Raw genomic sequence first — 13,387 nt, forward strand, 5'->3', positions numbered from 1 at the left:
GTTGTATGAGCGAACAAGTATTTACATTTCCTACATATGACCTAGCACAATCCATACTAGGTCAACATAATCGATATCTGCATATGATGCTTGAAGTCATCTCTGCAGATGTAGTGGCACGAGGTGATACGGTAGTTATAAAGGGCGATGAAAAACAAGTAGAAGCTCTCTATCGTACCCTTGAAGAATTAGTATTCCTTTACCGTGAAGGTAGTACCATAACTGAGTCTCAAGTGCGTATTGCGGCTAAACTTGTGGCTAATGGTAAAGCTGATGCCGTACATACTATGTTTGAGGATACTTTATCCGTTAATATGCGTGGTAAAAATATTACGCCTAAAACGGAAGGTCAAAAATACTATGTAGATAGTATCCGAAAAAATACTATTACTTTTGGTATTGGTCCTGCTGGTACAGGTAAAACATTCCTAGCAGTAGCTTTAGCTGCATTCTATTTAAAAAACCGCAATGTAGATAAAATTATTTTGACACGCCCTGCTGTAGAGGCAGGTGAACGGTTAGGCTTCCTACCTGGTGAATTACAAGACAAGGTTGATCCTTATTTAAGACCTCTTTATGATGCATTACATGAAATGTTTGGTATCGAGCAAGTACAACGTTTTATGGAACGTGGTACTATCGAGGTAGCACCACTAGCGTATATGCGTGGCCGTACATTGGAAAATGCCTTCGTCATTCTCGATGAGGCTCAAAATACGACGGCAGAACAGATGAAAATGTTCCTAACTCGTCTAGGCAACAACTCTAAAATGGTAGTCAACGGTGATAAGACACAAATTGACTTACCTCCACGTGTTGTGTCTGGCCTCGGCGAGGCTGAAAAGGTATTGCGTCATGTGCATGGTATTAATATGGTTTACTTTAGCGATCAAGACGTTGTTCGTCACGATTTAGTAGGTCGCATTGTAAAAGCTTACGATGCATATCACGAACGTAAGTTAGCTGGTGAGACTACAGAATCTAACGCAGTATCCAAAGAGAATGTAGCGAAAGGATAAGCATGTATATACACATTAGCTATGATGAAGGAATTCAAGAGGATTCCAATATTGAGGCTGTTATACGCAAGGTCTGCGATGAAGTGAGTCGCGTATATGGCCTCGAAGAAGATGAAATGAGTATTTTACTCTGCAATAATGCTAAAATTCACGAGCTTAATAAGGAATATCGAGGCATCGATAGACCAACGGATGTATTGTCCTTTGCCCTCAATGAAGGGGATGATTACGAAGGTAGTAAAGAGGAACATCACTTACTTGGTGATATGATTATTTCCTTAGAGCGTACTCGTGAACAAGCTATTGAATATGGACATAGTTTTGAACGGGAATTAGCATATTTAACGACTCACAGTTGCTTACATATTTTAGGCTATGACCATATGAACGACGAAGATAAAAAAGAGATGCGCACAGAGGAAGAATTTATCCTAGGTAACTTGGGTTATGTGCGGGAGGATGCACCATATAATGAATAAGAACGAACATTTTAAATCAGGCTTTGTTGCCGTTGTAGGACGCCCTAATGTAGGTAAATCTACCTTAATCAACGCTCTTATTGGCGATAAGATTGCTATCGTATCCGATAAGGCTCAAACAACGCGTAACCGTATCATCTGCGTATATACGGATGAATCCAAACAAATCGTATTTATGGATACACCTGGTGTGCATAAACCTAAGCACAAGTTAGGCGAATTCATGGTAGATGCTGCTATTGAGTCCTTAAAAGAAACGGAAGCCGTTTTATTTGTCGTAGCAGGCAATGAAAAACGTGGTCCTGGGGATAATTTTATTATTGAACAATTGAAACGTGTAAAGGTTCCTGTATTTTTGGTAGTCAACAAAATTGATACACTCAAAAAAGAAGAGCTTTTAGAAGCAATCGTTTCTTATCAAGATGCATATCCTTTTGCAGGTGTCATTCCTATTTCTGCAAAAGATAAAGAGAACTTATCTGAAATTCTTAAGGTTCTAGAGGAAACCTTGCCGGAAGGTCCACAATATTTTCCGGAGGATATGATTACGGATCAACCGGAACGCCTTATTATTTCCGATATCATTCGTGAAAAAATCTTGTTAGCTACACGAGATGAGATTCCTCATGCTATCGCTGTAGACGTAGATGAAATGAAAACACGTGATGATGGTACTACCTATATCCGCGCTACAATCTACTGTGAAAGAGACTCTCAAAAGGGTATTATTATCGGTAAAAAAGGTGCTTTATTAAAACAACTTGGCGCTGAAGCGCGCGCAGATATTCAAAAGCTATTAGCTACAAAGGTGTACTTGGACCTTTGGGTTAAAGTAAAAAAAGATTGGAGAAATAAATCTGGTATGTTATCTGAACTTGGTTATAGAAAATAATTTGATATAATAAAAAGAAATAAGTGTTTCCATATTCATATGAAAGGAATAAAGATGGATGGTGTAGATGGCCTGTTACCCATAGGGTTTGGTCTGTTATGTATTTTTTTAATTAACTTTTTTGTGGTTGCAAAGTTCTCCTTTGCACGCCTTCGTAAAGAACATGTAGAGGATATGGACATCCTCTTGGAGAAGGATAGAGAATTTTTATTAAAGCTTTATCAAAATCCTGAGTATTTTTTAAATACTACACAGTTTTTGATTCTATTCTTTATTTTGGCCCTTGCAGGCACAGGTACTTTTGTATTTGATAATATTGTTGATCGTATAGTGGCGGTTCTTAATATTCATAGTACTTGGATGCATTTGGTACTAGATATTATTCTATTACTATTAATTAGTTTAATCGTCCTAATTTTCGGTGAAATTGTACCTAAAGCATTGGGCTTATCCTTCCCTACAAAATACGTAAATACCTATAGCCGTATCGTCGTGGCTGCAGGTAAATTGGTGTATCCATTTATTTGGATTGCTAGTAAAATCTCCAATGTTATTTTAGGCTTTTACAAAACAAAATATTTAACAGAGCTTGATCTTGTGTACTCAGAAGAAGAAATTCGCATGATGATTTCTCGAAGCCACGAGGAAGGGCAATTGGACCAAGTAGAGTCTGAGTTAATCGATAATGTCTTTAACTTCGTAGATCGCATGGCGAAAGAGGTTATGGTGCCTCGTCAAGATGTAGACTGCGTATTCGTTGAAGATGGTTACGATGAAGCGATGAAGGTTATCCGCTCTAAAGTACATACACGTTATCCACTCTGTGTAGAGGATAAGGATCACATTATTGGCCTCGTTCATATTAAAGATCTAATGGAACGCCCTAATCAAGCCCGTAAGGATTTGCGCAATATTAAACGAGACATTCTTACTGTTCCAGAGGTAATGAAATTATCTACCTTGTTGCAATATATGAGAACGCGCCGTATATATCTAGCTGTAGTAGTAGATGAATATGGTGGCATGGTAGGTCTTGTAGGCTTAGAAGATATTATAGAAGAGCTAGTTGGAGATATACAAGACGAGCATGAGCCGCATTTACCAGCTACGATGTCCTATGCAGATGGTTCCTTCGAGTTTGATGGCAAGGTCCTCGTAGACGAAGTAGAAGAAATTATGAATATTGAAATTGATAATTCTGATTCTGATACAATAGGTGGCTATGTCTTTGGCTTATTAGAACGTACACCAATCGTAGGTGATACGGTGGATGCTCATGGTTACACCTTTGAAGTTACTCAAATGCAAGGATATCGTATCTCTCGCATTAAAGTAACACCTATACCAGTAGAGGAACCAACGGAAGAAGAAAATGAAGAAGCTTAATGGTGGTTTTAATACGCCAGCCATCGTCATAAGTCGAAAAAAGTATAAGTTGTATTCCGTATTTACATTTATTACGCCTAGCTTGGGACTTATTAAAGCATCGATTCCACATAAGCGAATGATGACGATGCGCAACAGCTCCTATTTACGTCCATTTAGTGCCATGTATATTACAGTTGTACCCGATGGGGAATATGTAAATGTTACGCAAATTGATGGCTCCTATGTGGTGGAATCCTTAGATGTAAACCTCGATAATATTGCTTATGCAGCGGTAGCGAGTGAGCTCATTCAAGAGTTATTTGCCATGTATGACGTAGATCGCAAGGTCTTTGATACCGTTGTAAACTATTCCAAGCAAATTCGACGTCGCAATGTACAATTGGGAACGATAATGCTTGGATGGCAACTATTATCTCTCGCAGGGGTTGTCCCTAGTGCTAATGCTTTTAACCATCAAGACGGAATTGAGCCATTCTGGATGCAGGTACGGGAAACTACAAATCTTAGCATTTCTCGTTCTGTGAAAGCTACATTACCTCAGATTCTAGCTTACCAGTGGGGTGAAGATACGCCTTTAGAATTTCCCAAAACAATTTGGAAGGAACTTGAAAAGCTACTATTTGCATACTGCGAGCAAGAAATAGGTAAGCCGTTGCAAAGCGTAAAGTTTTTAAATTCCATAATTTAATGACAGTAAAAAGGCAGTTTGAGAAATCAAACTGCCTTTTGTTGAAATATATTATGAGGTACTATATGGATACAATATTTTCTTCGTTGCCTATAGACAAAATAAATGAAGATAAAACGTTAGAACTACAAGAAATTCAACAGATATATAATTTTCTTTTAACTAACGACTATTATTATATATTTTCTGATTATGAGTTAGTAAATAAATTATATCAAACGATGGTCTTAAACAATCGTTGGGATTACAAGATAGCACTTAGATACTTTGATTATTTATGTTTTCTAAGTTGGGAATATGAAGCCATCATTGTTAGAGATCTTCTATTAGATAATCATGTTAGCTTAGCTGGTGAATTTTGTTTAGATACAGAATTAGTAAAAGATAGACTAAGTTATTTTAGAGATGATGCTATTTGGAGAGGGAAGGATTATGATAGTGACAGTATTCCGGCATCTATATCTGAATGGGCCATTTATTATGATGAAGAAGAACAAAGATTTCATAAAGTAAAACCATCAATGATAGAAAATATTATCATTGAGGTAGTTGATGCTGAACAGGGTCTTTATATTATTGGAAAAGAATAATTCAAATAGACAAATGTACATCTGTAATTGACACTATAAATAATAATTATTTATAATATAATAATGTTATATTATATGTTTTTATAGGAGGTCATTATGCAGCTTTTGGGAAATCTCAAAATACATTTTCTAGCGCTCGTACTAACTGTAGTCGCTGAATTTATAGGCATAAAAAAACTAGGTCCTGTTGTATTATTGCCATTATTGTACACATTGATTCTAGGTTTATTAATTTCTATTCCTAAGTTTAAAATTCTTACGATTAAACAGATGGAAAAATCCGCCGATTATATCGGTATCGCCGTTATGATCTTGATGGTAAAAGTAGGTTTAGGTATCGGTCCAAATCTTGGTATTCTTACAAGTGCTGGCTGGGCACTGTTATTACAAGAGCTTGGTCATTTCTTTGGTACTATTGTATTTGGTTTACCTGTAGCTTTATTAGTAGGTATGCGTCGTGAAGCAGTAGGTGCTTGTTACTCTGTAGACCGTGAGCCGAACGTAGCAATTATTATCGACAAATTTGGCTTTAGCTCTCCTGAGGGCCGTGGTGTTATGGGCATGTACATCTGTGGTGTTCTTATCGGCGCAATGTGGGCCTCCGTATTGGCTGGTATGTTGGCACAATCTGGTTGGTTCCATCCATTGGCATTAGCTATGGGCGCTGGCGTAGGTAGTGCTAGTATGATGGCGGCAGCTACAGCTCCAATCATTGCAGTATATCCAGATTACGAACAACAAATTATGGCTCTTGCTGGGGCTGCAAACTTGTTGACTACTGTTCTAGGTGTATACTTTGGTTTATTTGTTTCTTTACCAGTTATGGAAAAAACATACAACTTCTTTACAGGTCGTACCCGTGAACAAGATTTAGCAGAGGAGGCAGCACATCATGAGTAAAAGCGAAAAATTAACACAATTTGTCATCGTTATCTGTATTGCTGCTATCATCACTGCAGTAGGTAATGTAATGGATGGTAAACATCTATTTAGTGATAGTTTAGTTGGCGTAGCTATCTTGGCTGTCCTTGCTACAATTGGCGCTTTGATCTCTAACTTGCCATATGCTAATAAATTGCCTATGGTGTTCTGGGTATCTTTAGTTGGTGTTATTGCATCCTTACCAGGTATGCCTGGCCAAGAATGGATTATCGCTAAAACTAGCCAAGTTACATTCCTTGCTACAACAACACCTGTACTTGCGTACGCAGGTTTATCCTTAGGTAAAGACCTTGGTGCGTTCCGTCGATTATCTTGGCGTATTATTCCTGTTGCACTAGCTGTAACAGCAGGTACTTTCATCTGTGCAACAGCATTAGCCCAATTAGTACTTCATTTAGAAGGTTTAATTTAATACTAAATCATAATGTTAGATGTCTAAATTATGTTAAGATATAATTATAGAATTATATTTTAGAAGATATCTATACATCATGATGACATGATCGACCGTATTTTATACGGTCGATTTTATAAAGGAGATATTATGAGCCGTATGACAAAGGAAGAAGTAAAGCAACGTGTTTGTAAAGCTATTGTTGATGCACAACCGCGTTTACGAGAATTGGCTGAATCTATTATGGCTGAACCAGAATTGGGTTTTAAAGAGGTAAAAACCTCTAAAAAGGTTCAAGCTATGTTTGATGAACTTGGCATTTCTTATACTACTGGCCATGCATTGACAGGTGTAAAAGGTAGAATTAAAGGCCGAGATAGTAAATATACGGTTGCAATGGTGGGGGAATTAGATGCCATTCTCTGTCCTCGCCATCCTCGTGCCGATGATTTAACAGGGGCCGCCCATTGCTGTGGTCATAATGTACAAATTGCGAATATGTTTGCTGTCGCTATGGGTTTACAAGCTGTGATGGACGAATTAGCTGGCGATGTTGTATTATTTGCTGTTCCGGCAGAGGAAATGATTGAAATTGATTACCGCAATAAATTGCGTGAGCAAGATAAGCTTAAGTATATGGGTGGTAAGCAACAGCTCATCTATGAAGGAGCTTTCGACGATATTGATATGGCTATGCAAATGCATGTGGAGACAGCCAAAACATCAGCTGGTGAAATGGGGCTTGGTAGTACCTCCAATGGTTTCGTATCTAAACTGATTGAATATCACGGTAAGGTAGCTCATGCGGCTCAAGCACCTCATGAAGGCATTAATGCTCTTAATGCTGCTTTGATGGGGGTTATGGGGGTTAACTCCATTCGTGAAACTTTCAAAGAAAGCGATTATTTCAGATTCCACCCAATCATTAATCAAGGCGGTACATTGGTAAACTGTGTGCCTGATTATGTTCAAGTTGAAAGCTACGTGCGTGCCTCTAATATTGAAGCTATTGTAGATGGTAACCATCGTGTGAACAGAGCATTAAAAGCCGGTGGCGATGCAGTAGGGGCAACATGTGTTATCCATGACCTACCAGGCTATTTACCGATGCGTAATGATGAACGTATGAATGCTCTATTACGAGAAAATTCAAACCCTATCTTTGGTGAAGCCAATGTATATCAAGGCCCACATATAACAGCTAGTACAGACATGGGCGATGTATCTCACCTGATGCCGGTTATCCACCCTTGGGTTGGCTGTATCAGTGGTGTACTACACAGTGCGGAATATGAAATCTCTGTACCTGATGTAGCGTACATTAAAACAGCACAAGCCTTAGCTATGACAATCGTGGATCTATTATACGATGACGCAGCAGGTGCTAAAGATGTATTAGACAACTTTACACCAGCATTAAACAAAGAAAGCTATATTGAACTCTTAGACCGTATCGCTAGGGGTGAATAAAATAAACCACCTATCGAAGATAAATTGATTTATCTTTGGTAGGTGGTTTTACAGTTTAAACTCTCTATTACGGCTAATGCTTTGATAGAGACTGACCCTGCTTTTACTAATCGAAAGAATTTTTTATCCTCTCAATTTATGATTGATGCGTTGACAAATAATCCTGAAAGAAGATTCAAACGCTTAGGTGATGGATTCTATGAACAGCAACTTATTAATGAGCAAATTGTATCAGCTACAGGTAAACAGTATTTAGAAGGTTATACAGATAATGAAGCTGAATATAAAGCATTATTAGAGGCTGGTGTAGCTTTTGGTAAAGCTTTTAAATTAACACCTGGAATTGCTTTATCTAAAGAGCAAATGGACGCTATAACAACAGATATGGTTTGGTTGGAAACTAAAACCGTTATAGTAGATGGAAAAGCGCAACAAGTTTTGTATCCTAAAGTGTATTTAGCCAAACAGACTGCTAAATCTATGGATGCAATGGGGGGTATTATAAGTGGCAAAGCTATCGTTAGCAATACTAATACAGATATTCTAAATCAAGGCATTATGACTGCAGATACAATTGTATTAGGGGCTAATGATGTAGAAAATACAGGCCGTATAGATGGACGTACAGTGACTATTAAGGCATCTCAAGACGTAATAAATACTGGTAATATTCATGGTGAGAAACAGGTTAATATTAATGCTGGTCGTGATATTAATGTAGGTGCTCATGTAAATAGATTACAACATCAAGATATTGTTGGTCGCCAAGGAACTATAGGTGTAGGAGAAAAAGGCGATTTAGTTTTATCTGCTAAACGAGATATTAACCTTAAAGGTGCTATTGTTCATACTGGAGATAATTCTAAAGCAACGATTGAGGCTGGCCATAATATTAATGTAACAACAGAGGCATTATCCGCTAAAAAGGATATGACTGTTAATAGTGAGAATTATAATCGCACAGATCGTCGTACTGAATTAGGTACAGCTATTTTAAGTGATAGTAATGTTAATTTACATGCAGGAAATGATGTAAATATCCGCAATGGTATTGTTAATAGTGAACATGGTGTCACATCTGTTGAAGCTGGAAATGATGTTACTATTACAAATGGGCAAAGTTATAGTCGTGATGAATATGGTCTAAAATACAAAGAAAAGAGTTTACTATCTCGTACAACTAATATCATACGTACAGATCATGAACGCACAGGTGTTTTATCTTCAACAATTGGTGGAGATACGATTAATGTGAAAGCTAATCGCAATGTTTCGGTAACAGGTTCTAATATTTTGGGAACAAAAGATGTATCCGTATCTGCAGGTAATGACGTGCGTACAGATTCAGGTGAAGAAACACAACGTGATGATGTATATCAATATAGTAAAAAATCTGGCTTAATGGGCGCTGGGATAGGCTTTACTATTGGTAGTAAAAAAGTGACTGATACAACAGATGGCAGATATAAAAATCAAGTTGCAAGTAATATTGCTTCTTCAGATGGAGAGATTAATGTTAAGGCAGGTAATGAAATTCATAGTACTACGACAAACTATTTTAGTAATCAACCTGCAGATCTTTCTGCTCAAAATGTAATTGTTGATGGGAAGCATAATACTGTACATGTAGTGCAAAGTCATGAAGAGAAGCGTTCCGGCCTTACTGTAAGTGTTGGCGGTCAGATTGTTAATGAATTAAATAATGTTCAGCAACTTGGTAAACGCGCTAACTCTAGAAAAAATAGAAACTTATCAACATTAGAGTATCTTGAGGCTGCAAATACTTTAAAACATGCTTATAATGATGGGACTTCTTATAAAAATGCTAAGATAGAAAAGCTTTTAGAAAAAGAAAAAGATATACTTGCTAAGGCTGATGAACTTAATAAAGCATATCAGGCAGAACATCCTGAAGAGAGCAATGCTATGCATCCAGATGTAAGAACAGCGATTAATAATGTAAATAATAGAATTAAAAAAGATCGTTTACTCAATATACAAGTAGGTATTGGTTCAAGTAAATTTAAACAGCATAGCGAACTTAATCAAGAAAATTATATAGGTAGTTCTATAGGGAGCAAAAATAATGTAAGTATTACTGCAGATAGTCATAATAGTGACAAAGGAAATATTCATATTAAAGGTAGTATTGTAGAGGCTCCAAAGGTTAATCTAAATGCATCAAATAACCTAAGTATAGATGCAGGAACGAACTCTTTAGTACAACGCGATACATATACAAGTTCAGGATGGTCTGTTGGTGCCATAGTTAGTCCTCACGGTAATGGTGTTATTGGTTTAGATGCTAATGTGTATAAAGGTAAAGAAAATGCATTAGAGACAACTAAGACGCATACTGGAACTGTTATTCGTGGTAAACAAGTCAATACTGTCTCTGGAAATGATACAGAAATTATTGGTTCTAAGGTCATTGGTGAAAGTGTGACCACAAAAGTTGGACATAATTTGAATATTGAAAGTTTACAAGATACGAATGACTACCATAAAATAAGTAAAAATAAAGGTATATCTGTATCTTATGGAATGAGTGGATCTGTAAGAGTTGGATTTGATAATTCTAGAGGCACTACAGACAGTCACTATGCAAGTGTTACAGATCAGGCTGGCATATATGCAGGTGATAGTGGATATAATGTTGATGTAGAAAATATTACCTCACTTGTTGGGGGAGTGATAAGTGACAACCAAAAGAATAGTGTTATTAAGTCCAAAAAGATATATAGTAAAGATATTAAAAATGAAGCTTTTTATCATTCTAAGAAAAATGGTTTTTCAATTAGAATAGATTCTTCTAAAAAGTCTCTTGATAAACAAGGTACATTAAATATAATTCCTTTAATTAATAAAAATACTAGACAAGGGCTAACAGGCAATGAATCTAGTATTACACATTCAGTAATTACAGGTAATAAAATTGATGTAAAAAAAATGGTTGGGGATGAAATCTATACAGATATAAGTAAAAGTCTTAATCAACTAGATAAAATTTTTGATAAAAAAGAAATAGAAGAAAAGGAAATTTTAGTTGATAAATTAAGTATTTTACTTAATAAGAGTATTGGTGATATTGCTTATCATATGGAACATAAGACTTCTTCAGATGCGGAACGAAGAAAATGGGCAGATGGAGGAGAATACAAAATGCTACTACATGCAATTGGAGGAGGTATTATTGCTGAGTATTCTGGGAGTAATTTCACTTCAGGAGCTGTTGGTGGTGTAAGTGATGATGGCTTAAAAGCTATTTTAAAAAATATTAAAAATGAATCTGCAAGAAGAGCCATAGAATATGTTGTTGTCTCGAGTGTTGGAAAACTATTAGGTTTAGATAAAGATACAGCATTATCTCAACAATATTATTCAATTGAACATAATAGATATGGGCATAGAAGATATTTTGATGGTGAAATAATTTTAAAAGATGGTAAATTTTATCAATATAAACATGGTAAGTTGGTTGATATCTTATTATTTGAGCATATCTCTAGCATTATTGCGTGGGAGGAAAATCCAGATGATCCAAATAATGGACAAGATTATTATTTTGCTTTGGATAAAAACGGTAAGCCAATATTATCAACTAAAAAAAAGATTGATGGAAACTTTACTTCAATTGGAATAAGAGAAAATTCGAAAGTATCAACCTATTTTGGTGGTGATGATATATTATGGAAAGAATTAAATCTTATTCCAGGAGATAATGAGGCTATTCGACCATTATCTTTATATGGGAAAGAAGATACCTTTAAAGCGGGCTTTATATCTGGAGTAGATAGATGGATCGATAGCAATGTAGATTTAATTAAAAAAATTTATGATAATCCGGAAAAGGTTAAAGAGGACGTAATATTTACTTTTAATATAATAAAAGATAACCCAGAACTTATAAAAAAAATTCCACCTGCAATTTGGGATTCAATTAAAAGCAATTATAACAAATTGACAGATCCTAATGTTTCTAAATTAGAAAAAGGACGTATTACTGGTGAACTTACAGGAGATCTTGCTATATCTTTAATTCCTATGCCTGGAGGATTAGCAAAAACAGCTATTACTAAGTCAGCTCCAAGACTAGCTGCTTTATCTAATACGATAAAAAAAATTAGTACACCGGTTAAAGTCATTAGAAATGAAGTTATAAATGGAAAAAATGTTTCAAATGTACACTGGGCTAGTAAGTTAACAGATGATATTGATCTTATAAATAATGTTGTCGATATTGAGCGCAAAAATCTTGAAAAAGTAATAGTTAAAGAATCTGTTAATATACCTAAAGCAAAAAACATTAAGTCTGTAGATGGAAAAACTGTAATGGTAGAAGCAGATGCTATTACAATACATGTAAATAAATCTGACGTTAATCCTCAGAGAAATACAAGAAAATCTATAGAAAATAATATTAGTGAAAAAACTAATATTGATAAAGCTAAAAAGCAAATAAATCAAAATATCAAAGTATCATCTAAAACCACAAAACTTAATAGAGCCAAAGATTTAGAGCTAGAAAATATCTCAAAACCTGTGTATACTAATGGAGATCAATTTTCAAGTAAAACTAAGAGTACTCTTAAGCCTGATATAGTTTATGAGTCTAATGGTTATAAATATGAAACTGATTCTATGGGGCGAATTATCTCTGCGAAAGGTGACTTGCGGATACCATCTGAAGTAGTAAAAGAAAATATTAAAAGAAATAATTCTGCACAGCTGAAAGCTGGAGGAGAAGATAGAATAAAAGCATCTTCTGGTAACCGTGGTGACCATGGTGGACATCTTATAGGGCACCAGTTTGGTGGTTCTGGAAATCTAGATAATCTTGTTGCAATGTCAGCAGAATTAAATCAAGGAGCATATAAAAAACTTGAAAATATGTGGGCTAAAGCTCTAGAAGAAGGAAAGAAGGTATTTGTTGATATAAAACTAAATTATATTGAAAATAGCTTGAGACCTGATAGATTTGAAATTATTTATAAAATAGATGGTAAGGAAATGCCTAAAGTGGAGGTACCTAATGTCAATAATGTCAGGAAATAGTAATACTATATGGAATTACATTATTAATATAGCTAATTCAACTTGTGCTAATTGGAAGAAATTATATTTTCATGCTGAAATAGATAAAGATTATGGAAATACTAGAATGAGTTTATATATCGTAAAAGGAAATGAGCTTATAGATAGTTATCGATTCTTAAAGAATTCTGATAATACTTTACTAGAAGTATATTGGGATGAACTATTACATTTAATATTCTCGTTTTCAAATAATGGCATAAACAAAGACTATTTATGGAATATAATGAATATTATTGTTGATGACTCTTTAAGGATTAAGCTTTCATTTCAGTATGGTGACTTTAATCAAAAATATGATTTAGAAGAGATTGTAAAATGGGAATATCTAACTTTGGGGCTTACTGATAATCTTTGGATTCTTGAAGATAAAGAAAAGAATAAATTATTAAAACAACCACCAGGTAACCCGTTTGTAAATATAAAATAA

Annotated in this window: 11 protein-coding genes; all 11 read left to right on the forward strand. The window is 35.4% G+C overall.

Annotated elements, in window-relative coordinates; genetic code table 11:
* The first annotated feature begins 5 nt into the window (after nt 1-5).
* Nucleotides 6-1,019, forward strand: a complete 1,014-nt coding sequence (locus NE668_RS02030) for a PhoH family protein (protein ID WP_008601036.1) — start codon at nt 6-8, stop codon at nt 1,017-1,019.
* A 2-nt stretch (nt 1,020-1,021) separates the two neighbouring features.
* Nucleotides 1,022-1,498 (forward strand): rRNA maturation RNase YbeY, encoded by a 477-nt coding sequence (gene ybeY / locus NE668_RS02035; RefSeq protein ID WP_021148196.1) that lies wholly within the window; start codon nt 1,022-1,024, stop codon nt 1,496-1,498.
* Nucleotides 1,491-2,390 carry a GTPase Era gene (gene era, locus NE668_RS02040; RefSeq protein WP_077708456.1) on the forward strand — a complete coding sequence of 300 codons (900 nt, stop codon included), beginning with the start codon at nt 1,491-1,493 and terminating at the stop codon, nt 2,388-2,390. Before ybeY ends, era begins: the two co-directional genes overlap by 8 nt.
* A 54-nt stretch (nt 2,391-2,444) precedes the next feature.
* Entirely contained in the window at nt 2,445-3,776 is a 1,332-nt protein-coding gene (locus tag NE668_RS02045; RefSeq protein WP_227037155.1) for a hemolysin family protein, read from the forward strand.
* Nucleotides 3,763-4,467, forward strand: a complete 705-nt coding sequence (gene recO, locus NE668_RS02050; RefSeq protein ID WP_077708455.1) for a DNA repair protein RecO — start codon at nt 3,763-3,765, stop codon at nt 4,465-4,467. Before NE668_RS02045 ends, recO begins: the two co-directional genes overlap by 14 nt.
* Nucleotides 4,468-4,532: 65 nt before the next feature.
* Nucleotides 4,533-5,057, forward strand: coding sequence for a hypothetical protein (locus NE668_RS02055; RefSeq protein ID WP_227036982.1), 525 nt, complete (start codon nt 4,533-4,535; stop codon nt 5,055-5,057).
* Nucleotides 5,058-5,153: 96 nt separating this feature from the next.
* Entirely contained in the window at nt 5,154-5,957 is an 804-nt protein-coding gene (locus NE668_RS02060; RefSeq protein ID WP_227036981.1) for a DUF3100 domain-containing protein, read from the forward strand.
* Nucleotides 5,950-6,411, forward strand: a complete 462-nt coding sequence (locus NE668_RS02065) for a hypothetical protein (RefSeq protein WP_004695934.1) — start codon at nt 5,950-5,952, stop codon at nt 6,409-6,411. Before NE668_RS02060 ends, NE668_RS02065 begins: the two co-directional genes overlap by 8 nt.
* A gap of 132 nt (nt 6,412-6,543) precedes the next feature.
* Nucleotides 6,544-7,863 (forward strand): amidohydrolase, encoded by a 1,320-nt coding sequence (locus NE668_RS02070; protein WP_227036980.1) that lies wholly within the window; start codon nt 6,544-6,546, stop codon nt 7,861-7,863.
* Between the two features lie 42 nt (nt 7,864-7,905).
* On the forward strand, nt 7,906-12,918 hold the full coding sequence (locus tag NE668_RS02075; protein WP_227036979.1) for a DNA/RNA non-specific endonuclease: 5,013 nt from the start codon (nt 7,906-7,908) through the stop codon (nt 12,916-12,918).
* Nucleotides 12,896-13,387 carry an immunity protein YezG family protein gene (locus tag NE668_RS02080; RefSeq protein WP_227036978.1) on the forward strand — a complete coding sequence of 164 codons (492 nt, stop codon included), beginning with the start codon at nt 12,896-12,898 and terminating at the stop codon, nt 13,385-13,387. The genes NE668_RS02075 and NE668_RS02080 overlap by 23 nt, the downstream gene beginning before the upstream one ends.

The sequence above is a fragment of the Veillonella parvula genome (assembly GCF_024461875.1).
Taxonomy (GTDB): Bacteria; Bacillota; Negativicutes; order Veillonellales; family Veillonellaceae; genus Veillonella; species Veillonella parvula_I.